Source organism: Pseudomonas jessenii, from assembly GCF_002236115.1.
Classification (GTDB): Bacteria; Pseudomonadota; Gammaproteobacteria; order Pseudomonadales; family Pseudomonadaceae; genus Aquipseudomonas; species Aquipseudomonas jessenii.
Window position 1 is genome coordinate 143691 of record NZ_NIWT01000001.1, and the last position, 26433, is coordinate 170123.

Genomic DNA, 26433 nt, shown 5'->3' on the forward strand with positions numbered 1-26433 from the left:
CTGACCAAGTGAGATTGGTTTGAGTACAAAAAAGGCCCGATAAGGGCCTTTTTACTAAAGCGGAGTTTGACTCTAGAGCGGGTTTTTCTCAGTCGATAAGCCATCTGGCTGACTTGGCTTTGCTGTATTTTCCTGGGCTAGCTCAATGCACTTCAATGCCAAAATGGTTGTCGGGTCGACCAATGCGACCTCATGATTTTTGATCATGTAGGATTCACTGTGTTCAAGCACCAGGGGTAGTTCTGTGCACCCCAGGATGAGCACATCGGCACCCAGTTCACACAGATGCTCTGCAGCGGTCAGTAACTGGTCTTTGCAGATGCCGTCTGTGAAACCCGCCTTGATTCCGTGGTCTCCGTAAATCGACTCCATCACCAACGCTTGGTAATCGACACCAGGGGCAACTATTTGTAATCCAACCCGTCGAGCAGCCTCGTGATACACCTGACTTTTAATTGTGCCTGCGGTCGCTAGCAGCCCGACGGTTTTGCCAGCGCCATACCTCTGCACAATAGCCTCCACCGTCTCTGTCAGCATGTTCACAATAGGCACACGTAGGTGCGCTTGGATGCGCTCAACAAATGCATGAGCTGTATTGCACGGAATTGCTATGGCATTGGCGCCAGCGCTTTCCAGTCGCTTGCACGTTGCGTACATCGCCATCGTCGGGTCGGTTTCGTCATACAGCAGGTTGGCTGTGCGATCAGGGATCTGAGGGTTTTGTTCTACCACCATTTTGATGTGCTCTTGATCGCGACCTGCCGGTGTGTGCGCCACAACCTTACCCATGAAGTCGACCGTTGCCGCTGGCCCAACTCCACCCACGATCCCAAGCTTGAATGGCGGACGGGTCGACTGACCTTTCTCCAAGGTTGCGAAAGTGGCATAAATCTCGTTGATATCCAGGACAGTCAAGCCACGCCGTTGCAGATCACCGCAGACCAACGACAGCTCAGTCATGCCAGGCAGGATGATTGTGGCCCCCTGATCCTGAAGCGACAGGCAGGCCTGATAGACACACTCCAGCGGTACACCGTCAAGGTACCCATCCTTGATGCCATTAACGCCATACATCGCGTCCATCAACCCAGACTGCTCCTTATTGTTTGGATAAACGAGCTTGAAGTCATTGCCGAAATAGCGCTCAAACAACCCGGAGTGCCGAACATAGTCAGACGCGATTATGCCCAGTGTTGTACCAGGTTCAGCGAAATGATCCACGTGCTTGCGTAACGCCGCCATCATATCCAGAACGGGTATGCCAATTTCCTCCTGGATCTCCTCACGAAAGGTGTGACTGGCAAAACAAGGCAGTAAAACTGCATTGACTTCGCTGGCCTCGAATGTCTGACAAACCTGGAAAACATAGAACTTTCTGGAGGTCATACTGGCGCCCCGGTCTAGGGGCATCAGGACGTCTTTGAAGGGGTGTTGCTCAAAGAGGAAGTGATAGCGACCTTGATCCTCCAGAACAGCTCTGGACTTCACCAACTTGTAGAAAAGATCGCCGCCGGCCAGTGAGCCAAGCCCGCCGACGATACCTAGTTTGCGAGCAAACGATGACCCGCTGGACGGCTTCGATTTACCTTTCATGTTTAGGTTCTCAGGCGGTGGCTGCAGTATGAATTGGGAGCGGAGACTCAGTGCCGGGCGCGTCTTCAGCTTCTTCATGTGGTTCTGATTTGGCAACCACAGCGGTCGCGATGCTATTGCCAACCACGTTGGTGGCAGTCCTGGCCATATCAAGGAATTGGTCAATGCCAAGGATCAGCAAAATACCGGCTTCGGGAAGATTGAACATGGGTAACGTAGCCGCCACCACAACCACCGATGCTCGGGCTACACCCGCCATTCCCTTGCTGGTGATCATCAGCGTCAGCAAGATGAGCAGTTGCTGTGTGAAGCTCAAGTCGACGTTGTAGGCCTGAGCAATGAACATGATGGCGAATGCCTGATACATCATTGAACCATCAAGGTTGAATGAGTATCCCAATGGTAGAACGAAGCTGGATACGCGTTTCGGCGCACCAAACTTCTCCAGTGCCTCCATGGTTTTTGGATACGCGGACTCGCTACTGGCAGTCGAGAATGCCAACAGAACAGGTTCGCGGATGAGCTTGCCCAAGGTAAACACTGAGCGCCCCAGGAACAGGTAGCCGGCAGCGAACAACACGCACCACAGAATCACAATGCCCAAGTAGAACTCGGCAATCAGCTTTCCGTAATCGACTATCAAGCCAAGACCTTGAGTGGTGATCGCCGATGCGATGGCTGCGAAAACGCCGATTGGCGCGAAGGCCATGACGAAGTCCGTGACCTTGAACATCACCTTGGCCAGCTCTTCGATGCCATCGACCATCGTTGTGTAACCCGCTCGCTTCACACCCGCCAAGGCAAACCCGAAGAACAACGAGAACACCACGATTTGCAGGATTTCGTTATTGGCCATTGCTTCAGCAATGCTGCGGGGAAACACGTGACTGATGAAAACCTTGAGGCTGAAATCGCCGGTGTTCACCACGGGGCTCGCCGCATGTTGGACGACCTCCATGTTCAGACCTGCACCGGGTTGGAACAGGTTCACCAGTCCCATACCGATTGCCAGCGATATCACCGAAGCGGTGACGAACCAGACCATAGCTCGCAGGCCGATACGCCCAACAGAGCGGGAGTTTCCCATGCTGGCAATGCCGCCAACCAAGGTGGCGAACACCAGAGGCGCGATGATCATCTTGATCATGCGTAAAAATATGTCGGTGACCATCGAGAAGTAAGACGCGATCTCTTTGGCGCTTTGTTCGCTCCCTGCGAAATGGTGGCACGCCCAACCGACAAGCACGCCTAAGGCGATGCCAATTGCGATCCGACGCGGAAGTTTATTTTTCTTCACGGAGCTTTCCTCAAGTGGTTTTTTTGCTTTTTTTACTTGGCAGGAGACAAGTGTCATTCGGTCGAAGCTCTGTGGCCTCGCACCAACGTTTTCGATTCTAGGGTCGGGCTTGGAAGGGCGTGATGAGTAATCCCGATAGCCTCATGCGCATTTGGAATAGTTTTCGAAACTGCTGCTTTTTCCTGACTGGGGCGCAGTAAACTGCTCATTCGGGGCATGAGGTGTCGGTATGCAAATCAAATGGCTGGATGATCTTCTGGCGGTAGCGGAGTGGAAGAATTTTTCTCGGGCTGCGGAAGTTCGATGTGTGACTCAGTCGGCTTTGTCGAGGCGTATAAAGTCACTTGAAGAATGGGTAGGTGCGGAGTTGGTGGATCGTGGCACCTATCCTGTCCAACTGACCCCTGCCGGGCGCACATTTTGTGAAGAAAGCCGCGAGGCATTGGCGGGACTGATGAGGCTGCGCTCAAGCCTTCGCGAGGTAGAGCGGATGCCAGGGCGATCCATCCAGGTAACTGCCGGCCACAGCCTGTCGATGACATTCCTGCCGAAATGGCTGAAGCAATTTCAGCAGCACAATGAGCAATTCAATGCGCGGGTTGTTGCCGCCAACATCCACGACGCGGTCATATCTCTGGAAGAGGGGAGTTGTGATCTGATGATTGTTTATCATCACCCCTTGGCGCCCATTCTTCTTGATTCGGAAAAATTCGGGAGTTTGACCTTGGGTCATGACGCGTTTATTCCTGTTTGCGCACCTAACAGCGATGGGAGTCCGCTGTATCCCTTACCGGGCACGTCCAGCAAAACAGTTCCTCACCTCGCTTATACAGCCACGACTTTTCTAGGTCGTGTTGCCGACATCGTCATAAAGAATGGCCCGACTGCATGCATGTTGGAGCGGTGCTACGAGGCGGATATGACGATGCTACTGATGCGAATGGCAGTGGAGGGTTACGGGGTGGCGTGGTTGCCACAAAGCGCTGTCATAGACGAGCTTCAGCGAGGACAGTTGGTAAAAGCGGGTGGTGATGAATGGAGCACGCGACTGGAGATACGCTCCTACTGCTCCATCACCAATGAGAACCCTACGATGCGCAACTTATGGAAAACCCTCGAAGGAGCTTCCCGCGATCTACATGGCAAAACAGCCAGTTGATCGAAGCTCAAAAGCTCGAAAAGCATCCCTCAAGTATGGGTAATGATATCTGTGCATCGGGTCATTCTGAATCGTCATCACCCCCTATTTTTTGCATGATAGTCTCGCCGCACTTTTGAGTTGGCACTGATCGTTCACACGAAAACGGCCACAGTGAGGAGCGATCATGCCCAGAGTTTCCCACCAAGCATTACGCCATTCGTTTCGCGAGCTGCTGGCATCCAGTAGCTGTTTTCAGACCGCTTCAGTGTTTGATCCGATGTCAGCACGTATTGCCGCCGACCTCGGATTTGAAGTGGGTATTCTGGGGGGATCAGTTGCATCTCTACAGGTTCTGGCTGCACCAGACTTCGCACTCATTACCCTGTCTGAATTTGTCGAACAAGCGGCCAGAATAGGCCGTGTGGCGCAGTTGCCTGTCATCGCCGATGCCGATCACGGTTACGGAAATGCACTCAACGTCATGCGAACTGTCCAGGAGTTGGAGCGCGCAGGAATAGCGGCGCTCACGATTGAAGATACCCTCCTTCCGGCTCAATTCGGGTGTAAATCAACAGACCTCATCAGCACTGAAGAGGGTGTAGGTAAAGTGCGTGCTGCACTGGACGCGCGCGTGGATCCAGAGCTTTCGATTATTGCTCGAACCAACGCATCAGCCCGCCCGGTGCATGAGGTCATACATCGAACGCGGGCTTATCAACGGGCCGGCGCGGATGGCATTTGTATTGTTGGCATCCAGGATTTTGCGCACCTCGAACAGATCGCGGAACACATCACGATTCCACTGATGTTGGTCACTTACGGAAACCCAAGACTCAACGACAACGAACGGCTAGCCAAGCTAGGAGTTCGAATCATTGTTGCAGGTCATGGTGCCTATTTTGCCTCCATTAAAGCGACCTATGACTGCCTTCGTGAACAACGCCAGCTCACTCGCAGCACATCAAACTTAAGCGCTACCGAGCTGGCCTATACCTACACGTTGCCGGAAACATATTTGAATTGGGCCAGGGACTTCATGGATGTTCAGGAGTGATGAAAATCTCCTGATCAGCTCCCGTTGATCTGCCTACAGGTTTCCTCCTGCTTGAATCCGCAAGCATGATTTGCGTGCCGAGAAGAGCACTCGCACTCATGCGGTTTGGTCACCCTCGGTTGCGTATTCAGCAGTTTGCTTCCGGAGCGATCTGGAAGCTTTTTTTCTTCTCAATAAAGCGCTCGAAGCCCTACGTTTTTTCGCCTTGCTCATTGGCTCTGAGCATGGGGGGCGAAGTATTTTTCGAGCCGGAAAACGAATGAGCGCTACTAGCCAGTAGCTGTCTGTCTTAAAGAGTAGCCATCGATTGTGGATTCACTGATGGGTGCAACCGATTGGCTTTAGCTGTCAGCGAGCGTTGGTACGCTCCGGAGATCTTCCAATGTTCGGGTCACAATCTGGGGCAGTTTCTATGCAAATCCTGATGCTTGAACACAATGGTTGGGTTCCCAATAACCCACGCCTACCTGTAGTCATATACCTCAACGCGATTGCAAGTCGGCGCATCGACTTGGCTTCACAGTTCGAGGAGACATTCAGCGCTAATGGCTGGCCACCGCAATGGCGTGACGGGGTATACGGCGATCACCATTATCATACTGAAGGGCACGAGGTGCTTGGCATCGCCAGTGGCCACGCCCGCTTGATGCTAGGCGGCCCTGATGGCTTTGTGGTTGAAGTCAGGGCAGGTGATGCGTTGCTACTACCCGCCGGCACAGGTCACTGCAATTTGGACTCCAGCGACGACTTTCTGGTGGTCGGCGCTTACCCGCCAGGACAGCACGCAGACATATGCCGCGAAGCACCAAACAAGTCGCAACTGGAGAGGATCTACGAGCTGCCGTTTCCAAATCAAGACCCGGTGCAACGCGTGCATGGCGCCGTACGTAAATATTGGGTTGACCGCTACATACAGCAGTACCTTTCGAATTGAGGCTAGGTCGAGCAGGGTGGTAACGCAGCTATCTACTGCGATAAGTGGATACCTGCCTGGGAACGTTTCGAAGGTGAATCGGGCGACAACACTCAATGCTTAACCGCTTTTAGGTTTACGACCCCGCGAGCTTGGTTTCATCGGTACGCTTTTACCATACTCACTCCACCATAGCGCGAGTGCCTCCATCGTTGGCCCTAGCGCACGGGCTTTTGCCGTCATCTCATATTCGACGCGTGGGGGGACTTCTGCGAAGACTGTTCGCGATACCAGGCCATCGTTTTCAAGTTCACGAAGCTGTGCTGTCAGCATGTGCTGAGTGATACCGCTGATCGCTTTACGCAGTTCTCCGAAGCGATAGATTCGCTGGTTCAACAACCACATGATTTCCAGCTTCCACTTGCCTGAGAGGAGCGCGAATGCACGGCGCATTTCCTCATGCATGTTGATCTGATCGTCATCAATAGTCTGGTTTTCCATACTAAGCACCACTTTTTCATCCTACTTGTAGCTTTTCATATTAGGCGACATCGTAGACCTAAGTCGACGCATCAATGCCTGCTTAGGAAAAGTCTCATGATTGAAATCTACATTTACTGGATCAGCACAACACTTCTGTCGTTGTTGTATTTGGCTTCGGCGACGATGTACCTGTTCAAAAGGGAATGGGTTCGTCAAGCACTCGCCGACCTTGGATATCCCGCCACCCTGATGCCGCTGCTCATTGCGGTGAAGATCCTGGCCGTGGTTGCCATCCTTCTACGCATTAATGTCTCGCTTAGTGATCTCGCCTACGCCGGCATGCTTTATCACTTACTGCTCTCAGCGTTCGCGCATTTAAATGTCCGCAAGCCTAGCGGAGCCTTACCGGCGGCTATCTGTCTCGCGCTGCTGATCACTTCTTTTGTCACCCAAAATGCCGCTCGTGACGTGCCGTCACCTTACGTGCAAGTAGCTGCGGCTCATTCATTAACCTCTAGATAACTGGAGATCGTAATGTCCCGACTAAACGGAAAAGTAGCCATTGTCATCGGAGCCGGTCGTGGTATTGGTCGCGCTACCGCAAAGCTCTTTGCAAAAGAAGGCGCGAAGGTCGCCGTTGTTTCAAGGACGGCTGAGAATGTGGCTGGTGTTGTCGCTGAGATCCAGGCTGCGGGCGGTACCGCCCTCGGAGTAGTCTGCGATGTATCCGACCCGAGTCAGATCAGTGTCGCCGTGGAAAAGGTCGTGGTTGAATATGGGCGCATCGATATTCTTGTGAATAATGCCTTTGACCCTTCAGTGGTCTCATCCTCCGTTCTCGACTTGTCGACCGAGCAGCTGCAACGCAATTTGGAGATAGGGCCGATTGCCTATCTGCGGACGATGCAAGCCTGCTACCCACATCTCAAAGCCAGTGGGGAAGGGCGTGTCATCAACTTTGCATCGCTGGCAGGTGTGATTGGCTTGCAAGGTTATGCACCGTACAACATGGCGAAGGAGGCAGTCCGTGCTCTTACTCGCTCGGCAGCAAGGGAGTGGGGCGCTGACAACATTACTGTCAACAACGTCATGCCGGTCGCTGACACTTGGGGGGTTGATGCCAGTACGCCCGCGCCAACCAACGCACTTAACCGTTATGGATCACCTGAGGAGGATATTGCGCCGGTCGTACTGTTCCTCGCCAGCAGGGATGCACAATTCCTGACCGGTTACAGCCTTACCCCGGACGGAGGTCAAATCATCGATAGTGCTCGATAACAGTTACTTCAAATCACCGAGCAAAACCACAAGGCATGCCCCCGTGCCTTGTGGACATTACTAGACCATTTTTGCCAATGCAGAAGTCTCCCGCATTGATACGCGTGCCGCTAGGAAGGCCAAAATCGCTGCCACTCCCAGTAATGCTGCACTTAACTTAAAGGTGGCCCGGTATCCGCTTGAGTCAAAGACTAGCCCGCCAACTGTTGCCCCAGATGCGATAGCTAGCTGGATGATTGCAACCATTAAGCCGCCTCCTGCCTCGGCCTCCTCTGGCAACGTTTTTGCCAACCAAGTCCACCATCCCACGGGTGCCGCAGTCGCAACCAGTCCCCACAGGCCAAGCAAGATAGTCGTGGTAGTCGCTGAGCTTCCAAATGAAACGAGCGCCAGCGCAATGATCGCCATAAAGATTGGGATGACGATGAGGGTGCGATGTAGGCCATTTTTCAGAAACGCTTCAATCAGGAAGGTTCCGGCCAGGCCCGCCAGACCCAAGACAAGCAGCATCAACGACAGCATGGAAACACTGACGTGTGTGACAGTCTCAAGAAACGGGCGCAGATAGGTAAACAGCATGAACTGTCCCATGAAAAACACGCTGACCGCCACCATACCTAACGCGACAGGCGTGCTCTTCATCAATTTGAAGACGTTACCCGTGCCCGAACCGCTTTGCGATTTCATCGGAGGAAGGCTTAACAATAGCCATACACAAGCGACTATGGCGACTGGGATGACGCACAAAAATGCTCCGCGCCAGCCAATCAAGGCGCCGAGAAAGCTGCCCAATGGCGCCGCCACGACTGTCGCCAAAGCGTTGCCGCCGTTGACGATTGCCATTGCTCGAGTGACCTGGTCATCGGGCACCAGGCGCATGGCGGTTGCCGCTGAAAGTGACCAGAATCCACCGATGGCTACTCCGATCAGTGCTCGACCTACCATGAATACCCAGTAGTTCGGCGCGAACGCGACGACTGTCCCTGAAATGATCATCAGCAGTGTCAGTGAAAGGAGCAGCGGTTTACGGTCGACCCGCGCAGCCACCGATGCGATCAGAAGACTGGTGAATAGGGCAAACAGCCCCGACACGGAAATTCCCTGGCCAGCTTGTCCCTCGGTGATATGTAGATCTAACGCAATAGGTGTGAGCAGGCTGACGGGCATGAATTCCGAGGCCACTAGCACGAAGGCGGCGAGCGACATGGCGAATACGGCGCCCCACGATTCACGGGGCACAGATGGGGAGTGATCATTCATTACTTGAATCCTGTATTACGCGAAGCGTCGTAGCTCCGAGAAACGGGGCTACGAGAGAGGAGATGCCGGGTACCCGCGTGAGCACCGTAGGCTCTGAAAGCATGGGAGCGTCCTCGATGGGTTTGCAGGATGGACATTCTCCCGCTCTATCCAGCACCTCTGTAGTGCAATCCGCTGGATTACTTGCCTGATTCTATGAGTCTCCGCTTTTGGGCAGGACGGTTGAGGGCGGGCGGGTTAGAGTTCAACGAAGAGGTATGAGATGAACATGACGAACAAACTCAACACAGTGGCCCAACTGCTATCCACGCAAGAAAAGCTTGCGCGGGTCATCGGCTCGCAAATATCCATACCAGGTGATTACAGAACGGCCATTACAGGTCTTGGTTTTTTCAGGCGCGAACATCCAGCGGCGCCCATTATCTGTATGGTCGAGCCGAGCATCATTCTCGTTGCGTGTGGCGAGAAGCAGCTTTGGGTGGGGGGAGAGGGCTACCCGTATAACTCCTCGAAATTTTTGATTACTTCACTGGATTTGCCTGCAAATTCAGAAGTGCTGGTCGCGAGCCCGGATCAGCCATGCTTGGGACTGACGTTGAAACTCGACTTGCGCATCCTATCTGAGCTGATTGCGCAAAGTGACCTGCCGCCGACCCGTGATCGAGCGGTAGTGAAAAGCGTGGGCATTGGTTCCGTGACACAACCGATACTGGCCTCGTTTGAGCGCTTGTTAGCGTTGTTCGATGAGCCAGAGTCCATTCCTGTCCTTGCCCCGTTGATCCAGCGCGAGATCCACTACCGTCTACTACAGAGTGATCAGGCAGGGAGGCTTCGGCAAATAACTTCTGTCGATGGCCAGGGCTATCGGATCGCCAAAGCAATCGATTGGCTTAAGCTGAACTACGCATCGGCGCTCCGCGTCGACGAACTTGCTGCCAAGGTTCAGATGAGCACTCCGACCTTTCACCACCATTTCCGCCAACTCACTACGATGAGCCCCTTGCAGTATCAAAAGTGGCTTCGGCTGAATGAGGCTAAACGATTGATGCTCAACGAGCATCAAGACGTATCAAGCGCAGCATTCAAGGTTGGATATGAAAGCCCATCCCAATTCAGTCGTGAATACCGTCGTCTTTTCGGGGTGCCACCAAAGCGAGATATCGCAGTCTTGAGAGGGCAGGGTTAGTGGCCTACAGCGAGCGGGAGTGTTCTTTGGATGGAGAGAGACATATCCGGTTTTCCCGTAAATACGATGCGATTGTCATCTCATTGGAATAGGCAAGAAATCCAGAGGAATACCCTAATGCTTCAGCTGTGATCCATGGAAAATGATCCTGACTATCCGCAACGGGAGGATCGATCCATGAATCCCGATTACGATTTCAGCGCCAAGGTCGCGTTAGTAGTTGGTGCCAGCATTGGCATTGGCTTGGTCTTGTGCTCGTCGATGAGGCCTATCTAGGAGTTCTAATGAAAACTTACGCATATGCTGCCACTGCGGCGGATAAACCACTCGCCCCTTTCTCCTTCGAGCGACGTGCACTTCGTTCGAATGACGTGGCAATCGAGATAATGTATTGCGGCGTTTGTCACTCCGACCTACATACAGCACGTAACGACTGGTCTTGGACGAATTACCCGATTGTGGTTGGCCATGAGATTGTGGGACGGGTAATTGAAGTGGGGCCTGATGTCACGCGCCACAAGGTTGGAGACCATGTCGCAGTCGGGACTATGGTCGACAGCTGCCAGCACTGCGATCAGTGCCATAAAGGCGAAGAACAACTTTGCCGTGACGGGAATACTCAGACCTTTGCGGGTGTTGACCGTATCTCTGGCGAGCCAACCATGGGGGGATATGCAAAGCACATCGTAACCCGTGAAGAATTCGTACTTCACATTCCACAGGGACTTGATTTGGCGAAAGTAGGCCCACTGCTTTGTGCTGGTGCAACGACCTATTCGCCGCTGCGTACTTGGAATGTCGGGCCTGGCAGCCGTGTTGGCGTCATTGGCATGGGTGGTCTAGGGCATATGGCTATCAAGCTTGCGGTTGCACTGGGCGCTCACGTAACGGTTCTGAGTCGCTCGGCTAAAAAAGAAGCGGATGCCAAGACGCTCGGCGCCGAGAGCTTTGTGGTATCGAATGACGAAGCTGCGATGACGAAAGCGGCTTCGTCATTCGACCTCATTATTGATACCGTTCCTGCCAAACACGACCTCACACCTTACCTTCCTTTGCTCGATATAGACGGTACCTTGTGTGTCGTAGGTCAGATCGGCCCGCTTGATGAGTTGAATAGCCTACCGTTGCTATTGGGCCGGCGTCGTGTCGCAGGTTCGGCCATCGCTGGTATTGCTCAGACGCAGGAAATGCTGGAGTTTTGCGCTCGGATGAACGTTTTGCCGGACATTGAAATGATCCGTATCGATCAAATCAACGAGGCCTTCGAGCGGTTGGAACGTTCCGATGTGCATTACCGTTTTGTGATCGATATGGCGTCTCTCACTCAGTCTTGAGCTAATCAACTCTATGCGTAAGCGCCGGCTAGATAGCCGGTGGCTTCCGCGCGTGTCTGGATGCACCGGTCAATGTGGGGGCGTTCGGAGGAAATCGCTTATGAAAATTGGCATCCTGGGTTCAGGACTGATGGGTGCGAATATCGGTTCTGTATTTGCGCAACTTGGCCATGCCATCCTGCACATGCATCTTCCTAGCAGTGTGATGATTGCCTGACTCCCCTTTGACTAATCCACCGCAGAGCGCATAGGTGGCGCCTTCATCATGAAAATGCATGGAGCTCTTGCCCTGATAGCACTAGCTGGGATCGCGGTGGTGGGGCTCAGTGCTGCGACCGGATATCTGCTGCCGCCTGTATTGGGTGCGTTACCCAGCGGCGCGCGTTTGGAGGCGATTTCTCATTCGCCTAACTATATTGATGGCGCATTTCGCAATCAGATCGAAACTCCGATGCGCACAACTGATCAGTCCGAATGGGCTATGTGGGCCGAGATGATTTTTGAGCCTGAAAGCCATGTTCGACCTCCCGACATCGTTCCATCCATCAAGACCAACCTGAAGGCGCTTGATCGTGCCCAAGACTTAGTGGTCTGGCTCGGCCACTCGTCTTACTACGTGCAGCTCAATGGGCAGCGGGTTCTAATAGATCCAGTGTTGAGCTCAAACGCGTCCCCAATTCCCTTCACCAACACTGCCTTTGAAGGCACTAGCATCTACAGCGCAGAAGACATGCCCGAGATCGATTTTCTTTTGATTAGCCATGATCACTACGACCACTTGGATTATCCGACAGTTACAGCCTTGAAGCATAAAGTCAGGCAGGTGGTCGTGGGCCTAGGGGTAGGCGCCCATTTTGAGGCGTGGGGGTATGACATGCGAACGGTGTCTGAAGCCGACTGGAACCAATCTGTTGGCAGTGCACCTGGGTTGCAGGTACTTGTTGCACCGGCTCGACACTTCTCTGGCCGTGTTTTTACCCGAGATCAATCGCTGTGGGTCGGTTTCGCTTTGATTTCCCCAAGTCGTCGCCTGTTTTTCAGTGGAGACACCGGTTACGCAGGGCACTTTGCTGCAATCGGTCGTGAGCATGGCCCATTCGACTGGGTAACGCTCGACACCGGCCAGTATGATCCGCGCTGGGCCAATGTGCATATGAATCCAGAGCAGGCCGCACAAGCTGCGCAAGATTTGCGGACAAAGGTGCTGGTACCAGGGCACGTAGGTCGTTTTTCCCTTGCTCCGCATGCATGGGATGACCCCTTCAAACGGCTCGCTGTTTCAACTCAGAATCGCGGCTATGACCTGTGGACGCCGAAAATAGGGCAGCCGATGTTTCTCGACGGCGAACAGCAGAGCTTTCCATCTTGGTGGTAGGGCGGCAGCTTCAGATACTTCCGATAACCAGACACTCAAGCGCCATAGGGGCAATCTAGTCGTCTTTCTGAACGTAGAGACGCCTCGGCAGAGAAACGCCTTGCTGCATCGGGTGAAGAGGCTGTCGCGGCAATAGGAGCATCAGGAAAGGAGTCGTCGCTCACGCTCTCCCTTTGCGATGGCAACTTGCGACTCATTCGGTAAGAAAACATCATTTTTTGCAGCAATGATCTCAGCCATAACGCTCACAGCAATCTCGGCAGGAGTTTTACTACCGATATAAATTCCGATAGGGCCTCTCAGGCGCTGCAAACTCGTTTCGGAATGGCCGAAGTGCTCTATAAGACGCTCGCGGCGAGACTGATCGTTTCGTCGTGAACCTATCGTGCCTACATAGAATGCGGAACTCTCCAGGGCTGCAATCAGAGCGAGGTCATCGAGTTTGGGATCGTGACTGAGGCAGACAATACAGGTGCGCATATCAGGAGCAAAATCACGAACGGCGTCGTCCGGCATACCTACAATTTTATCCACGCCATCGACGCTCCAACCACTCATATACTCAGATCGGGGATCACAGACTGATACTGAGAAGCCGTTAAATAACGCCATTGTCGCAAGGTATTCCGCTAGCGCGCCTGCCCCTATCAACAGCGCTCGAAAGCCTGGCCCAAGCGTATTCACCATATATTTGCCATCAAAGCAAAACCGTTCGGGAATGGCTGTAGGTGCCAGCTCAACCGCACCGTCACTTAGCGCTACCTGGCGTCTGACTAAAGATCCCGCGTCTAGCTCGCTTAACAGCCGGACGAGGAGAGTTAGGGAGGGGCAGAACTCGAGTATCAGCTCAACGGTACCCCCGCACGGCAGACCAAATCGATGTGCCTCAACCGCACTAACGCCATAGCGAACCAGCTGTGGTGGTTTTGCGTAGATGCCTTGTTCACCGTACGCTTGGGTAAAGCGATGGATAAGGTCGTCTTCAATGCACCCTCCTGAAACACTTCCAACTACGCGGCCATCATTTCGCAAAGCCATCATGGAGCCAACAGGTCGGGGGGATGACCCCCAAGTGCGCGCGACAGTGGCGAGCAAGACGTTGTCGCCTTGAGCGATCCAGTCTCGAGCACTTCGTAGAACTAATAGGTCGATGCTTTCCATCCGAGTCAATCATCCTTCTCTTGTGTGACCCGTTTATTGAGGTTCAAACGAACCGCTGATTGGAGGTCAACATTCTCTTTGCTTACGACTACGGCAGTTCTCAGCGCATCTGCAAGATGATTGGGCTACTGCTTGCTGGGTCAGTTTTCTCGCGCAGCTTACCGACCGCTTCTGTAGTGATCGCGTCGCTTTGATTGCCCCAAGTGCTGCGAACGAAAGTCAGCAAGTCAGCAATCTGCTTATCCGACAGTTGTTCACGGAAAGCTGGCATGCGATAGGCGTCCGGGACACCTGCTGCGACCACCCGCTGCGAGCCATTGAGGGTGATGTTAATTGCTGAGGCAGTTTCTTTGGACAGTGCTGAAGTCGCTCCCGCCAGCGGCGGCATCCATTCAGACTGGCCTTTGCCGTCCAATCCATGGCAGGAGGCGCAGCGCTCTACATAGGTATGGGCACCAGGAGCGTCCATTTGCGTAGCCGCTGACACTGCTTCGTATTGCCACGGTTTTCCGTCGCGCTGCCTGTCACCGGGTAACGACTTCAAGTAGCGGGCGATTGATGTCAGATCATGGTCGCTCATGAACTGCGTAGAATTGTTAAACGCTTCGGTCATCGATCCAAACACCACGGCGTGCTTGTTACGGCCTGTTTTCAGGAATTGGACGATCTCGGGCTCGCTCCATCTTGCAAGGCCAAAATTGTGATCGTCGCGAAGACTTGGGGCGTACCAGCCGTCCAGCAAAGCACCGGCGAGGAACTGAGTACCAGATTCATCGAGAGCCTTTTCGTTGAATGCCAACCCTCGTGGCGTATGACAGCTACCACAATGACCAGGGCCTTGAACAATGTAGGCTCCACGGTTCCACAAGGCGTCCTGCGTAGTTTTTGTGGCATAGGATCCGGTGTCCGTGAAAACACCATTCCACAATGCGATGGGCCAGCGCATGTTCAGCGGCCAGGGTATTGCGCTCGGGATGTTTGCCTGCCTAACGGGTGCCACACCTTTCATGAAGAAAGCGTACAACGCGCGCATGTCTTCGTCGCTGAGCTTGGCGTATGAGGGGTAAGGCATGGCTGGGTACAAACGACGTACACCCGGAGCCACGCCGTGGCGCACTGCTCGGTCAAAGTCGCCCAGACTATAGTTGCCGATGCCCGTTTCCCGGTCAGGAGTAATGTTTGTAGCGTGAATCGCACCAAGAGGGGTGGCCATTTCAAGACCTCCGGCGAACGGAGATCCGCTAGGTACACTATGGCACGCCACGCAGTCACTCAGACGCGCTACGTATTCACCACGCGCTACAAGATTGGGAGCGATGTCGACCCCGGCAGTCTGTTCATCTTCCAGGAGCGATTTTGGCTCGCGGGTGACATACCAAGCGAGTAATGCTGCCGCGACCAGGCATGGCAAAGCCAACCAGCCAGCGGTTCTTACGAATCGGCTGTTGTTCATGGGCGCTCCAGGTCAGGTGAAGGTGTATCGGCTTAATGGCATGCTGCGAATACGCTGCCCTGTTAGCTGTGAGACGGCATTGGCTACAGCAGGCGCCACCGCAGGCAATGGCGGCTCGCCGATACCACCCATTTTCTCCCCACTTTCAATGACCCTTACATGCACGCGCGCCATTCTCGACGGGGGCAATATTGGATACAGGTCATAGTTACTGGCACGAGGCTTGCCGTTGATGTACACCGCTTCCTCCACCAGCACTTGAGATAAACCCAGAGACACGGCACCGTTGACTTGCGCTTCCACAATTGCCGGATTGACTATGCTGCCTGGGTCAATTGCTTGCCAGATGTCGTGCACCTTAACCTGTCCATTCTCGATTGATACCTCGGCAATCACGGCAGTATGGGTGCCGAAAGGTGAGGCCATTGCTACGCCACGGGCTCGTCTAGTGCCATCCTCGGCAATGAACGGGCCACGCTTCCAGCCTCCCGAAAGCTCGCCTGCGGTCTGTAGCAATTTCGTAAGGCGCGGGTTGTCACGCAGAAGACGGAGACGCAACTCGAATGGATCCTTGCCGCCTTTATCGGCAATCTCGTCGAGAAAAGCCTCATAGAAAAAGTCATTCAGGGAGTTGCCAACCGAGCGCCAGTAGCCAAGCATGACCGGGCCTTTAACGTAGATCTGAGCGATCCGCTTGTTAGCAATTGCATATGATTTACCTGCGAGTCCCTCGATAGCCGTCTCATCAATTTTTTCGCCCTGCTTTCCTGCGATGGCCTCTGTTGGGCCTTCAGTTGCGCTGATGGCTTCAATCGCCACGGGCATGCCATCGTCATCTAAAGCGGCTCTAAACCTGACAGCTGCCACCGGGCGAAGCACATCACGGAGAAACTCCTCCTCCCTGCTCCAGATTAGCTTCACAGGACGGCCAACTGCCTTCGCAAGAGCGATGGCCTGGGGGTAGGGGCTCGCTGAGTCGTAAAGAAAGTGCCGTCCAAAGAAACCGCCCAATAATGGGGAGTGCACAGTGATTCTTGAAGGATCCAGTCCGGTACGTTTGGCGATGTCGGCTCGGAACATATCCGGAGCTTGGTTTGGCAGCCAGATTTCCAGAGATCCATCAGTGTTGAATCGTGCCAGCGCTGAAGGGGGCTCGAGTTGAGCATGATGCAGGTATTGGTTCTGGTAGGTGGCTTCAAGCGTTGTTTTCGCGCTAGCAAGGCTTGCGGCAACGTCACCCTCTTTTTCGGCATCTCGGGAAGTGCCTTGTGCAACGGACAATTGTTTTAGGAATTCGTCGCTGGAAAAGTCTGCCGGCATCGGGCGTACTTTGGAGTCACCGCCAGGCTCTTGCCAATTGACCTGAATCGCTTCCACTGCGCGTTTGGCGTGCCACCAGCGTTCAGCTACCACGGCAACTGCACCTGGGAGCAGGTGTACGGAATGCACGCCTTTCATTCCTCTCACCTGGTCTTCATTGCGCAGACTACCCACCGTCATACCATGCCGAGGCGCATGCTGCACTGCGGCGTGTAGCATGCCGTCCACTTTCAAGTCGATGCTGTATAGCGCCTTGCCAGTGGATTTGTCATACGCATCGAGGCGTTTCACTGGTTGGCCGATCCATCGGAATTTACTTGGATCACGAAGCTGCACACTTCCCGGGTTGGGCACCGGTAAATCCATAGCGCGTTGCGCCAATTCGCCGTAGGCGATGGAACGACTGGAGGCGATATGAACTACTTTCCCAGGCTCGGTGGACAGTTCGCTCACAGGTACTCTGAGTTTCTCCGCACCTGCCTGTAAGAGCATCGCACGTGCCAGGGCGCCGAGACGGCGCATGACCGGATAGCTCATGCGCACCGACATACTTCCGCCAGTAATTCGCCAGCCGTTCTCAAGCACAACGTATTCTTCGCCGGGAGGGGCGCTTTCAACAAGAAAGGTCGACGGGTCAGCGTCCAACTCCTCACCGACTATTTGCGCCATTGCGGTGAAAGTGCCTTGTCCGCCTTCCATGAATGGGGAGAGGAGGCGAACAGTATTGTCTGGCCGGATCTCCAGAAAAGCTGGTACTTGGGTTCCGCGTTCGGCAGAAGCGGCAGCGGCAGCGGCGGCTGCCTGTACCCTAGATGAGCCGAGCGGAAGGCCGAAACCGAGCACCAAAGCGCCTACTGCCGTTCCTGTCAAAAAGCGGCGACGGGACAGGTTGACCGGATCGCTCGAAGGCCAGTTCAAGACGTCCTGAGCAGACTTGATCCGAATGCTCATTAGACACCTTCCTTCTGCGCAGTCATTCCTGCGAGTTCATGGACTGCCGCACGAATCGAGTTGTAGGTACCGCAGCGGCACAGATTGATCATGGCGGCTGAGATCTGAGCGTCAGTTGGCTTGGGGTTGTGTTTGAGCAAGGCGGTGGCCGCCATAACTTGCCCGGATTGGCAGTATCCACACTGGGCGACTTGATGCTCGATCCAGGCATCCACCACGCGTTTCCCTAATTCGTCCGTTTCGATTGCCTCGATGGTTGTGACTTCAAGGCCAATCACTCCAGAGACCGGGGTGACGCAAGATCGAACGATATTGCCATTTACCAGAACCGAACATGCGCCACACTGGGCCAAGCCGCAGCCGTACTTTGTTCCAGTCATACCCAAGTCATCCCGGATGACCCAAAGCAGTGGTGTGTCGTCGTCGGCATCGACTTGGTAGGTCTTCTGATTGATTCGTAATTCCATGACTCACCCGCAGATCATCGGTTGATTTAGCGCAATAAGCGGTTGGGCGCACTTAGCCGCTCTACCCGCAAAATGCCCCTCAATCGGCTTCAGGAACTTGGCCATGCGGGGTTCGAATGTCTCCTATCTGTGCAGTTGCGAATTGTCTTTGTGGTCAAGACCGTAAGACTATTTTTCGCTACTGCCAGTGAGCACCCGAGAACGCGCTGGCTTCGCTGAGCTCGTATCAGAGGTAGTGCTTTTCTTACAACGCTTCCCTCTAGGATTTTTCGTCCTTATTTCAGGTGAGAGGAGCCATCCATTGGAGTAGGTAGGGCGGGGCGTTGGTTTGTTCTCGCCAGACTCTAACTTCCAGGAGTCGTTATTCCTATCTTCTACCTTGAAGGTTCAGAGGATCAGGCAAGTATCCGAGCGGATTGAGCTAGTGAGGTTTCTGGACGGCGCGTAATTACCGTACTCGGCTTGCCCGATAACATAGGTTCCGCTTCCCGCAGTTGAGCGCGAACTACATCGTGGCTCGAAACAATTGTTCAGCTTCTTGAGTAGTCGACTGGCGTTAGGTGCTGCTGCAAGTGGGTTTTCTGGCGAATGATTGACGCGAGGTCTTTGGCTCGGTTTCTCGCGTCTTCGCGGCGTTTTTTTCAGTGTATGGGGGCCGGATGGCAACACGTGGACGGAATGAGTCCGCGCGTTTCCGCTACGTCGCTTCCCTCCTGATCTAGAAGAACTGCTGCGCGAAGTAGCAGTTTAGCCCAGCGTGCTGTTCCTTCTTTCGACAATCCTGAAGGTCATCCACGATGGGGAGGTCGACCAGATCACTCAGGTGTCATGAGCACAGCAAGCGTCATGTTGATGAATTCTTCATTCTTGCTGATTGTGTCCAAAGCACCACGAACGTTGCCGGCGACTTCCGCTGATCCACGCTGCTCAACCCAAAGCGTCAGCTCCATGATTGCAGCTTCGAGGGCGAGTTGGTTCTGATTGATCTTGAAGAGTAGGGAAGGGAGTAGGTCTGAATCCGACACGGGGATACCTCCATGGAAAGAGGTCAGCGTAGCAGGCTGGTGCTATTCCCGTTCTACCTACCGGGCGATTAAGATTACCGCTTCCATTTTAGAAATCAGCTCTCTAAGCATCTGCATAAGGGCGAGCGAGATGCTCTGTCGGCAAAGTAGGAACATCCACGCACCAACGGTATCGAGTGTTCAGCACTGAGGAAACAGCGTCCACCTCTGTCCTGACCCGGAACACATCATGCTTTCTAGCTGAACCTCCCTGTACAAAATCCACGACCTCTATCGCGTGGTGTCATCGCCTAGTGTGGTGGTCAATCACCTTAAATCTTGACTGTGTGGTGCGATCTCTGCTGAAAGCGCAGTTTTAAAGAAGCCGGCAACACGTACCGACTTAAACTTCGTAACTGGCTTCATTAAAAGCGCAGAAACGATCCCTCCCTGCCGCTTTGAGATCAATCTAAATTCCGCGCGGAGTTGGTCAACGCACGAGAGCATTGCAACAGCGCCGGTGCCAGTTGCCGCTCGGCATCCGCGCGGCTCCAGCGACTGGTAGGTGCTACCACATGCACCGCAGCTACCGGTCGGCCATTAGCGCCCAGCACGGGTGCACCGATGGTCATATCACCGAGAAAAAGTTCTTGGGTATTGACCGCATAACCTTGCTCGCGCACTTCCTCAAGAGACTCCAGGATCTTGTCGACCTGCGTCAACGTATGGCTGGTGTGAGCGATTCGCTGGCTATTTTCAATCAACACCAACGCTTCATCCTGTGGCAGCGCGCTTAAGTAAGCCCTGCCGGACGCAGTGCAATACATCGGCACGCGCGACCCAATCGGCATATGCACCGGCACAAAACCTGAGCTGACAAATCGCGCAATGTAGGTCATGTCGTAGCCCGCTGGCTCAGTAAGGCAGGAGGTCTCACCGGTCAGGCGCGTCAGTTCGGAAAGGAACGGGTTGGCCACTTCAATCAGCGAATGGGCATCCAGGTAACTGAAGCCGAGTTCCAGCACACGTGGTGTCAGTTGGTAATGGCGTGTGCGGGAGTGTTTCCGAAGGTAACCAAGGCTTTCCAGAGTAAACACCATGCGCTGGGCGGAGCTTTTGGTCATGCCAGCGGCGTCAGCCACCTCTGCAAGGCTCATGCTACGGCGCTGTGCGCTGAATGCCTTGAGTACCGACAGGCCTTTTTCTAGGGATTGATTATGCAAACTGTTGCGTTCTTCGGTCATGGCCCACTCGTTGTCAGTTGGATCAACTCTCAGGAGATTTCTACACCACAAAGCAAAAATTGACCATCAAATATCGCATATCGATACGAATGAATCATTTATCGTAATTTATCAATCGATATGCACTCTAGAATAATCGGAATGGCATGAGGCTTGCGATTGTTCTCTTGCCGCTAGCGGTACTGACAATCCGTTTTCCTTCTGGAGTAACCCGATGAACAGTCTTTCACACGTGTTTCGCCGCCTTGCCTTCGGCCTATGCGCCACCCTTTGCGTGTCCACCGCGCACGCGGCCAGTGCGACCTCGTACAAAGTTGGTGCAACCGCCAGCGGTTCGCCGTTTACCTTCCTTGATATCAAGAGCAACAGCATTCAGGGGGTGATGGTCGATGTTGCGCAGGCGGTAGGCAAGGCCGGGGGCTTCACCAGCCAGATCGAACAGACCAACTTCGCCGCGCTTATTCCTTCGCTAACGTCCGAAAAGCTCGACTTCATTTCCGCCGGCATGCTGAAAACCGAAGAGCGTAAAAAAGTCGTCGACTTCAGTAGCCCGGTCTACGCCTACGGTGAAGGCCTGATCATCAGCGCCGATGACAATGCCGCATACCCCGACCTAAGCCCGCTCAAAGATCAGGTCGTTGGTGTACAGGCCGGCACCATTTTTTACGACCAGCTCAACAAGCTCGGCATCTTCAAGGAGATCCGCACCTACGACTCCATTGGCGAAATGATCCGTGACCTGTCCCTGGGTCGCATCAAGGCTGCCGTGGGTGACCAGCCGGTGGTGGCCTACCAGATCCGGCAGAACCTGTTCAAAGGCGTGAAACTAGCCGCCGACTACAAACCCACCAATGTCGGCGAGGTTTGCCTGGTGGTGCGCAAGGGCGATACCGAAACCCTCGAGCGATTGAATCAGGCCATCGCCAGTATCAAGGCTGACGGAACCCTGGCAAATATCCTCAAGAAGTGGGGGCTTGATGCCCAGGTGAACCTATGAGCCCCACTGAATTCCTGCAAAGCGCCGTGGATTTTTTACCCATCCTACTTCAGGGCGCCTGGGTGACTATCCAGATCACCGTGCTGTCGTTCCTCCTCAGCAGCGCGATCGGCCTGGTGTTGGCGCTGCTCAAGCTGTCACCGATCCGTGTGCTGTCGGTAACGGCGAGTACGGTGATCAACGTGATTCGCGGCCTGCCGATCATCGTACAGCTGTTTTACATTTACTTCGTACTGCCGGACATGGGCGTTCACCTGACCGCCTTCCAAGCTGGGGTGATCGGCATGGGCATCGCCTATTCCGCCTATCAGGCCGAGAACTTTCGCACCGGCATCATCGCCGTGGAGCAAGGACAGCGCGAAGCCGCCGAAGCCTTGGGCATGCGCTCGGTACTGATGATGCGCCGCGTGATTCTGCCCCAGGCATTCCGTATCGCCTTGCCACCCTATGGCAACACCTTGGTGATGATGCTCAAGGACTCCTCACTGGTATCCACCATTACCGTCGCCGAGATGACGCGCCAAGGGCAATTGATTGCCTCATCCACCTTTCAGAACATGACTGTTTATACCCTGGTGGCTTTGCTCTACCTGCTGATGAGCCTGCCGTTGGTGTATGGCCTGCGCCGCATGGAACAGCATCTGAGCCGGAGGAAAAAAGCATGATCGAGATTCGCCAACTGCAAAAACAATACGGCAGCCACCGGGTGCTGCACGGCGTAGACCTTGACGTCGCCAAAGGGGAGGTGGTGTGCCTGATCGGCCCCTCCGGCTCGGGCAAGTCCACGTTGCTGCGCTGCATCAATGCACTGGAAACCTACGAAGGCGGTGTTATCACCGCGTTCGGCGAAACCGTGCAACGGGGCAGTAAAACCGTGCACGCGCTGCGAAGCCGCATGGGCATGGTGTTCCAGCGTTTCAACCTGTTTCCCCATCGCACTGTGTTGGAAAATGTCATGGAAGGCCCGGTATACGTCAAGGGTGAGTCACCCAATCAAGCGCGTGCAGAAGCCTTGGCCTTACTGGAAAAGGTTGGTCTCTCGGCAAAGGCGGACGCCTATCCGGAACAACTTTCCGGTGGCCAGCAACAGCGGGTGGCCATCGCGCGCGCCTTGGCGATGAAGCCCGAAGCCATGCTGTTCGACGAACCTACCTCGGCCCTCGACCCTGAACTGGTGGGTGATGTACTGGCAGTCATGCGTACCCTGGCAGATGAAGGCATGACCATGATCGTGGTCACCCATGAAATGGGTTTTGCCCGCGAAGTGGCTGACCGCGTGTGCTTCCTCCATGGCGGTTACATCGTTGAAAGCGGCCCGGCGGAGCAAGTCCTGGGCAATCCGCAGCAGCCGCGAACCCAAGACTTTTTGCGCCGGGTACTGCATCCGACCGCCAGCACCCGGAGCCTGTCATGAAGTCACTTTGGGCAGCGACGGCACCACCTGCCGTACCAACACCAGCGTTGAGCGAGTCGTTGAAGGTGGATGTGGCGATTGTGGGGGCGGGGTATACCGGTTTGTCGACGGCCCTGCATCTGGCGGAGAAGGGTGTAAGGGTCTGCGTCCTGGAAGCTAACGAACCTGGTTGGGGCGCTTCGGGCCGTAATGGTGGGCAGGTCAACCCGACGTTGAAATACGATCCGGATCAACTGGTGCAAATGTACGGCGCTGAGCGCGCTGAACCATTGATCGACACCGTGTCGAGTTCTGCTGACCTGGTGTTCGATCTGATCAAGCGGCATGAGATTGATTGCGCGCCGATACGAAAGGGCTGGATGCAGGTTTCCTACTCGGACAAAGGCGTGGCCGGGCTGCATGCCCGGGCGGATCAGTGGGCCCGTCGTGGTGTGCCGGTGCAGTGTCTGGATGCCAGCGCAGTGGCTACGCGCATGGGCAGTGAAGCCTTTGCCGGCGGTTGGCTGGATGGTCGAGCGGGGTCGATTCAGCCTTTGGCCTACGCACGCGGATTAGTGCGCGCGGCGCTGGCGGCAGGTGTGCGGATTCACGGCCAGAGTGCCGTGACTGAGTTGCAGCGCCAGGGCTCTGGGTGGCAAGTGCAGACTGCCTGCGGCGCACAAGTCACGGCGGATCAGGTGGTACTGGCAACCAACGGCTACAGCAGCAACCTGTGGCCGGGGATGGCGCAGAGCATATTGGCCGCCAATAGTTTTATCGTCGCCACCAAACCGTTGAGCGGGTCGGTAGCCGAAAGTATTTTGCCAGGGCAGGAAACGGTTTCTACGTCGCAACGACTGCTGCTGTATTTCCGTAAGGATGCCTACGGTCGTCTGTTGATGGGCGGGCGCGGGTTGTTCAACGATCCTACTGGGCCAACCGACTTTGCTCACCTTGAACGCTCGCTGGCATTGCTGTTTCCGCAGTTGGGGCCACTGGAGTTTGAGTATCACTGGGCTGGCCGGATCGCGATTACTCGGGACTTCATGCCCCATGTTCACGAACCGGCGCCGGGGCTCACCTTGGCGCTGGGGTGCAATGGGCGGGGGATTGCCTTGTGTACCAGCCTTGGGCAGCAGTTGGCAGGACGCTTGTGTGACCGCCATGCGGCTTTTGCTTATCCGGTGTCGCCATTGCAACGGTTACCATTACATGGGCTGCAGCGCTTCTACATTGGCGCGGGGGTGGCTTGGTACAGCTTGTTAGACCGATTAAATGTGAGCTGAAGAAATCTCAGCTATCAGCGTCAGAAGCTGCGTGATTCATGCCGCGCGATGTAAGGGGAACGGCAGTCAGAAAATGAGATAAAAGCTCAGAAGCAAAGCCGTGTACCCATGTCGTGGGAGTGCCTATGGAAGGGCTCCTACTGCTCAAGTTTGAATGATTGGCTTCTGCGTCGTCATTCAAGTTTGGCGGAAAATAAGCCATTGCATATGAGATGCCGTATCTGTTCACACTAGGTGCTATGCAATGCCCGCGTTGCCAACTGAATAGGATGATCAGCATTCAATGTCGAGCAAACAGCCTCCGCCTCTGTTCTAGCTTTGAACACACCATGCTTGCTGGCTGAGCCTCCCTGTACAAGGTCGACAACCCTGTATCGCTTGCTGCCATCGTCCAGTGTGGTCGTCTCAATCACTCTGAATCTTGCTTGCATGGTTGCTTTCCGTTCATGACATTGGTGGACTAGAACTACCGGCTAACCAGGACGATTTCAAGATCGAGGCAGGGTTGAGCTGAGACAATTTATGACAGCGATTGCCTTCGTTCTTCCAGATTTACCGTTGGGGTAGGAAGCGTAAGGGCACGGAGCATCATGCAAGTTTGGCTGAATCTCAAATATCGAAAGATCTCGTCATGGTTTTTCCGGGCTTCGTTTGACGACCGCCGGCAATGAGCAAAAATTTGTAGACCCTGACCAACAGGAGCACGGATGATTTCCACCTTAGAGCTTCGTCACATCATTGAGTGTGGGTTTCAGCCGCTCTCTTGCACGTGCACGTGCAATCCCGCTGAGCATGAGGATGCCCCAAGACAACACATAGCCACAGCCACTAAACTGTGGGACTGGAGCTGGCTGAGGAGGAGGGAGTTGTATGTACATAGGTGAGCTTGCCAAGTTGTCGGCGTGCACTCCCAAAGCTATTCGTTTGTATGAGCAGTTGGGCCTGCTGGCCCCACAACGCCTTGGTAGTTATCGGCTGTACTCGGCCCATCACTTGACGCTGGTGCAGATGATACGCACTGCTCAGATGGTGGGGTTCAAACTGGGAGAGATGAGCGAGTTGTTGGCAGCCAAACAACATCAGGCCCCGTTTCCCCTTGCCCTGGCCAATCAGGGCATTGAGGCCAAGCGCTTAGAGCTCCAAGCACAGATCCTGGCCTTGCAGAATCGGGAGCAGCAACTAACGCTGTTGCAACAACAGATCAATCAGAAATTCGCATCTGCATCAGTGCCAAGCACTGCGCAGGCATCAGCGAGCCATTAGGTGTGCAAACGCTTCCTTGAGGGCGCTCTGCGGCGAGCGCGGCCGGTAGCCCAGCTCATTGATGGCTTTGTCGATGCAGTAAACCTGATGCACCCCATAAAACATCTGCACCTGGCTGAGCAGCAATTGGGCTGGTTGACCGGTGTACCGTGCCCTTTGTTCTTGCAGCCAGGCAATCAGCATCAACAAGGCTTTAGGTGCGCGGCGCGGCGAACGATAGCCGGGGCAAAGCGTGTTGAGCACCTCAATCACCTCAGCCAGTGATGAAGCCCGCTGATTAGCTAGTATGTAGCGCTGGCCGGGGCGGCCTTTTTCAGCTGCGCGGATCAGGCCATCGGCCACGTCGCGCACATCGACAAAGTTAAAGTAGAAGTTCGGGTCAAGCACCAGTTTGCGCGCCAGCACGGCCACAAGAAATCCCATAGTGTCGGTCAACCGCGTGGCATGGGGGCCGATGATTGCCGAGGGCAACACCGCGACCATTGGCAAGCCATAGGATTGGGCAGTCTCCCAGGCAACGCGTTCAGAAAGGATTTTTGAGCGGTAGTACGGGTTGTTCCGATCGGTGTTCCAGCTGTTTTCATTTAGGCGTTGGCCGTTGTGCCCAACCGCTGCTACTGAGCTGACATAGACCACACGGCGGACTCCGGCTTCGGCGGCGGCCCGCAACACATTACGCGTACCTTGCACGTTGACATCGATGATCTCGGCGTGTGGATTCCTCGCCCAGTGTTTGAACACTGCCGCTACCTGGTACAGCACGTCCACTCCTTGCATGGCCTGGCGCAGTGAGTCAAGGTCTTGTAGTTCGGCGCGTACCAACTGGCAGTCGAGCCCGTTCAAGACAGCGCTTTGGGCTGGGTCACGGACGCCAGCGCGTACTTGTTGCCCTCGGGCTAGCAGTGCCCGAACCAAGGTGTTGCCCAAATGCCCATTGGCACCGGTGACCATTGATAGCGTGTTCATGGAATACCTTATCC

Annotated in this window: 24 protein-coding genes; 13 read left to right on the top strand and 11 right to left on the bottom strand. The window is 54.6% G+C overall.

What is annotated here, in order from left to right:
• Nucleotides 1–72 precede the first annotated feature (72 nt).
• The gene (cuyB, locus tag PSJE_RS00615; protein WP_090455797.1) at nucleotides 73–1593 is read right to left on the bottom strand and encodes a cysteate racemase; all 1521 of its coding nucleotides are present in this window, start codon (nucleotides 1591–1593) and stop codon (nucleotides 73–75) included.
• A gap of 10 nt (nucleotides 1594–1603) precedes the next feature.
• A complete protein-coding gene (locus PSJE_RS00620) occupies nucleotides 1604–2890 on the bottom strand; it encodes a dicarboxylate/amino acid:cation symporter (RefSeq protein ID WP_090455795.1) in 1287 nt (428 codons plus the stop codon).
• A 229-nt stretch (nucleotides 2891–3119) separates the two neighbouring features.
• Between PSJE_RS00620 and PSJE_RS00625 the strand changes: the two genes are divergently transcribed.
• The 3 genes from PSJE_RS00625 (at nucleotide 3120) to PSJE_RS00635 (ending at nucleotide 6019) form a co-directional block, all read left to right on the top strand.
• Nucleotides 3120–4049, top strand: coding sequence for a LysR substrate-binding domain-containing protein (locus PSJE_RS00625; protein WP_090455793.1), 930 nt, complete (start codon nucleotides 3120–3122; stop codon nucleotides 4047–4049).
• Nucleotides 4050–4215: 166 nt separating this feature from the next.
• Entirely contained in the window at nucleotides 4216–5085 is an 870-nt protein-coding gene (locus PSJE_RS00630) for an isocitrate lyase/PEP mutase family protein (RefSeq protein WP_090455791.1), read from the top strand.
• Between the two features lie 382 nt (nucleotides 5086–5467).
• Nucleotides 5468–6019 carry a cupin gene (locus PSJE_RS00635; RefSeq protein ID WP_090455789.1) on the top strand — a complete coding sequence of 184 codons (552 nt, stop codon included), beginning with the start codon at nucleotides 5468–5470 and terminating at the stop codon, nucleotides 6017–6019.
• A gap of 99 nt (nucleotides 6020–6118) precedes the next feature.
• Here PSJE_RS00635 and PSJE_RS00640 read toward each other — a convergent pair whose 3' ends face one another.
• Nucleotides 6119–6499: a winged helix-turn-helix transcriptional regulator gene (locus tag PSJE_RS00640; protein WP_090455787.1), complete on the bottom strand. Its 381-nt coding sequence runs from the start codon at nucleotides 6497–6499 to the stop codon at nucleotides 6119–6121.
• 96 nt (nucleotides 6500–6595) lie between these two features.
• On the opposite strand from PSJE_RS00640, the gene PSJE_RS00645 reads away from it, so the two are divergent.
• Nucleotides 6596–7003, top strand: coding sequence for a DoxX family protein (locus PSJE_RS00645; RefSeq protein WP_090455785.1), 408 nt, complete (start codon nucleotides 6596–6598; stop codon nucleotides 7001–7003).
• Between the two features lie 12 nt (nucleotides 7004–7015).
• Nucleotides 7016–7759 carry an SDR family NAD(P)-dependent oxidoreductase gene (locus PSJE_RS00650; RefSeq protein WP_090455783.1) on the top strand — a complete coding sequence of 248 codons (744 nt, stop codon included), beginning with the start codon at nucleotides 7016–7018 and terminating at the stop codon, nucleotides 7757–7759.
• 60 nt (nucleotides 7760–7819) lie between these two features.
• Here PSJE_RS00650 and PSJE_RS00655 read toward each other — a convergent pair whose 3' ends face one another.
• The gene (locus PSJE_RS00655; RefSeq protein WP_090455781.1) at nucleotides 7820–9019 is read right to left on the bottom strand and encodes an MFS transporter; all 1200 of its coding nucleotides are present in this window, start codon (nucleotides 9017–9019) and stop codon (nucleotides 7820–7822) included.
• A 268-nt stretch (nucleotides 9020–9287) separates the two neighbouring features.
• Here PSJE_RS00655 and PSJE_RS00660 point away from each other — a divergent pair, with 268 nt between their 5' ends.
• The 3 genes from PSJE_RS00660 to PSJE_RS00670 all read left to right on the top strand — a co-directional run bounded on the left by PSJE_RS00660 (nucleotide 9288) and on the right by PSJE_RS00670 (nucleotide 12914).
• The gene (locus PSJE_RS00660; RefSeq protein ID WP_090457903.1) at nucleotides 9288–10205 is read left to right on the top strand and encodes an AraC family transcriptional regulator; all 918 of its coding nucleotides are present in this window, start codon (nucleotides 9288–9290) and stop codon (nucleotides 10203–10205) included.
• Between the two features lie 284 nt (nucleotides 10206–10489).
• On the top strand, nucleotides 10490–11539 hold the full coding sequence (locus tag PSJE_RS00665; RefSeq protein WP_090455780.1) for an NAD(P)-dependent alcohol dehydrogenase: 1050 nt from the start codon (nucleotides 10490–10492) through the stop codon (nucleotides 11537–11539).
• A gap of 265 nt (nucleotides 11540–11804) precedes the next feature.
• Complete coding sequence (locus PSJE_RS00670; protein WP_090455778.1) at nucleotides 11805–12914, top strand: MBL fold metallo-hydrolase; 1110 nt, start codon at nucleotides 11805–11807, stop codon at nucleotides 12912–12914.
• Between the two features lie 141 nt (nucleotides 12915–13055).
• On the opposite strand, the gene PSJE_RS00675 is transcribed toward PSJE_RS00670, so the two are convergent.
• From PSJE_RS00675 to PSJE_RS00700, 6 genes are all read right to left on the bottom strand, one after another.
• A complete protein-coding gene (locus tag PSJE_RS00675) occupies nucleotides 13056–14075 on the bottom strand; it encodes an XdhC family protein (protein WP_090455776.1) in 1020 nt (339 codons plus the stop codon).
• Between the two features lie 100 nt (nucleotides 14076–14175).
• Nucleotides 14176–15528, bottom strand: coding sequence for a c-type cytochrome (locus tag PSJE_RS00680; RefSeq protein ID WP_090455774.1), 1353 nt, complete (start codon nucleotides 15526–15528; stop codon nucleotides 14176–14178).
• Nucleotides 15529–15540: 12 nt separating this feature from the next.
• Entirely contained in the window at nucleotides 15541–17799 is a 2259-nt protein-coding gene (locus tag PSJE_RS00685) for a xanthine dehydrogenase family protein molybdopterin-binding subunit (protein WP_090455772.1), read from the bottom strand.
• Nucleotides 17799–18266, bottom strand: coding sequence for a (2Fe-2S)-binding protein (locus PSJE_RS00690; RefSeq protein ID WP_090455770.1), 468 nt, complete (start codon nucleotides 18264–18266; stop codon nucleotides 17799–17801). Before PSJE_RS00690 ends, PSJE_RS00685 begins: the two co-directional genes overlap by 1 nt.
• A gap of 815 nt (nucleotides 18267–19081) precedes the next feature.
• Entirely contained in the window at nucleotides 19082–19291 is a 210-nt protein-coding gene (locus PSJE_RS00695; protein ID WP_090455768.1) for a hypothetical protein, read from the bottom strand.
• Between the two features lie 443 nt (nucleotides 19292–19734).
• Nucleotides 19735–20514, bottom strand: a complete 780-nt coding sequence (locus PSJE_RS00700) for an IclR family transcriptional regulator (protein WP_090455766.1) — start codon at nucleotides 20512–20514, stop codon at nucleotides 19735–19737.
• Nucleotides 20515–20728: 214 nt separating this feature from the next.
• Here PSJE_RS00700 and PSJE_RS00705 point away from each other — a divergent pair, with 214 nt between their 5' ends.
• The 5 genes from PSJE_RS00705 (at nucleotide 20729) to PSJE_RS00735 (ending at nucleotide 25453) form a co-directional block, all read left to right on the top strand.
• On the top strand, nucleotides 20729–21511 hold the full coding sequence (locus PSJE_RS00705) for an ABC transporter substrate-binding protein (protein WP_090455764.1): 783 nt from the start codon (nucleotides 20729–20731) through the stop codon (nucleotides 21509–21511).
• Nucleotides 21508–22176, top strand: coding sequence for an amino acid ABC transporter permease (locus tag PSJE_RS00710; protein ID WP_090455762.1), 669 nt, complete (start codon nucleotides 21508–21510; stop codon nucleotides 22174–22176). Before PSJE_RS00705 ends, PSJE_RS00710 begins: the two co-directional genes overlap by 4 nt.
• A complete protein-coding gene (locus tag PSJE_RS00715; protein WP_090455760.1) occupies nucleotides 22173–22925 on the top strand; it encodes an amino acid ABC transporter ATP-binding protein in 753 nt (250 codons plus the stop codon). Before PSJE_RS00710 ends, PSJE_RS00715 begins: the two co-directional genes overlap by 4 nt.
• Nucleotides 22922–24190: an NAD(P)/FAD-dependent oxidoreductase gene (locus PSJE_RS00720; protein WP_090455758.1), complete on the top strand. Its 1269-nt coding sequence runs from the start codon at nucleotides 22922–22924 to the stop codon at nucleotides 24188–24190. The genes PSJE_RS00715 and PSJE_RS00720 overlap by 4 nt, the downstream gene beginning before the upstream one ends.
• 870 nt (nucleotides 24191–25060) lie before the next feature.
• A complete protein-coding gene (locus PSJE_RS00735) occupies nucleotides 25061–25453 on the top strand; it encodes a MerR family transcriptional regulator (protein ID WP_090455753.1) in 393 nt (130 codons plus the stop codon).
• Here the strand turns inward: PSJE_RS00735 and PSJE_RS00740 are convergent.
• On the bottom strand, nucleotides 25439–26419 hold the full coding sequence (locus tag PSJE_RS00740; protein ID WP_235863946.1) for an NAD-dependent epimerase/dehydratase family protein: 981 nt from the start codon (nucleotides 26417–26419) through the stop codon (nucleotides 25439–25441). The genes PSJE_RS00735 and PSJE_RS00740 overlap by 15 nt on opposite strands.
• Nucleotides 26420–26433 lie beyond the last annotated feature (14 nt).

Coding starts and splice junctions, on each gene's coding strand:
- cuyB (WP_090455797.1), bottom strand. CDS start 1,593: ATGAAAGGTAAATCGAAGCCGTCCAGCGGGTCATCGTTTGCTCGCAAA.
- PSJE_RS00625 (WP_090455793.1), top strand. CDS start 3,120: ATGCAAATCAAATGGCTGGATGATCTTCTGGCGGTAGCGGAGTGGAAG.
- PSJE_RS00630 (WP_090455791.1), top strand. CDS start 4,216: ATGCCCAGAGTTTCCCACCAAGCATTACGCCATTCGTTTCGCGAGCTG.
- PSJE_RS00635 (WP_090455789.1), top strand. CDS start 5,468: ATGTTCGGGTCACAATCTGGGGCAGTTTCTATGCAAATCCTGATGCTT.
- PSJE_RS00640 (WP_090455787.1), bottom strand. CDS start 6,499: ATGGAAAACCAGACTATTGATGACGATCAGATCAACATGCATGAGGAA.
- PSJE_RS00645 (WP_090455785.1), top strand. CDS start 6,596: ATGATTGAAATCTACATTTACTGGATCAGCACAACACTTCTGTCGTTG.
- PSJE_RS00650 (WP_090455783.1), top strand. CDS start 7,016: ATGTCCCGACTAAACGGAAAAGTAGCCATTGTCATCGGAGCCGGTCGT.
- PSJE_RS00655 (WP_090455781.1), bottom strand. CDS start 9,019: ATGAATGATCACTCCCCATCTGTGCCCCGTGAATCGTGGGGCGCCGTA.
- PSJE_RS00660 (WP_090457903.1), top strand. CDS start 9,288: ATGACGAACAAACTCAACACAGTGGCCCAACTGCTATCCACGCAAGAA.
- PSJE_RS00665 (WP_090455780.1), top strand. CDS start 10,490: ATGAAAACTTACGCATATGCTGCCACTGCGGCGGATAAACCACTCGCC.
- PSJE_RS00670 (WP_090455778.1), top strand. CDS start 11,805: ATGAAAATGCATGGAGCTCTTGCCCTGATAGCACTAGCTGGGATCGCG.
- PSJE_RS00675 (WP_090455776.1), bottom strand. CDS start 14,075: ATGGAAAGCATCGACCTATTAGTTCTACGAAGTGCTCGAGACTGGATC.
- PSJE_RS00680 (WP_090455774.1), bottom strand. CDS start 15,528: ATGAACAACAGCCGATTCGTAAGAACCGCTGGCTGGTTGGCTTTGCCA.
- PSJE_RS00685 (WP_090455772.1), bottom strand. CDS start 17,799: ATGAGCATTCGGATCAAGTCTGCTCAGGACGTCTTGAACTGGCCTTCG.
- PSJE_RS00690 (WP_090455770.1), bottom strand. CDS start 18,266: ATGGAATTACGAATCAATCAGAAGACCTACCAAGTCGATGCCGACGAC.
- PSJE_RS00700 (WP_090455766.1), bottom strand. CDS start 20,514: ATGACCGAAGAACGCAACAGTTTGCATAATCAATCCCTAGAAAAAGGC.
- PSJE_RS00705 (WP_090455764.1), top strand. CDS start 20,729: ATGAACAGTCTTTCACACGTGTTTCGCCGCCTTGCCTTCGGCCTATGC.
- PSJE_RS00710 (WP_090455762.1), top strand. CDS start 21,508: ATGAGCCCCACTGAATTCCTGCAAAGCGCCGTGGATTTTTTACCCATC.
- PSJE_RS00715 (WP_090455760.1), top strand. CDS start 22,173: ATGATCGAGATTCGCCAACTGCAAAAACAATACGGCAGCCACCGGGTG.
- PSJE_RS00720 (WP_090455758.1), top strand. CDS start 22,922: ATGAAGTCACTTTGGGCAGCGACGGCACCACCTGCCGTACCAACACCA.
- PSJE_RS00735 (WP_090455753.1), top strand. CDS start 25,061: ATGTACATAGGTGAGCTTGCCAAGTTGTCGGCGTGCACTCCCAAAGCT.
- PSJE_RS00740 (WP_235863946.1), bottom strand. CDS start 26,419: ATGAACACGCTATCAATGGTCACCGGTGCCAATGGGCATTTGGGCAAC.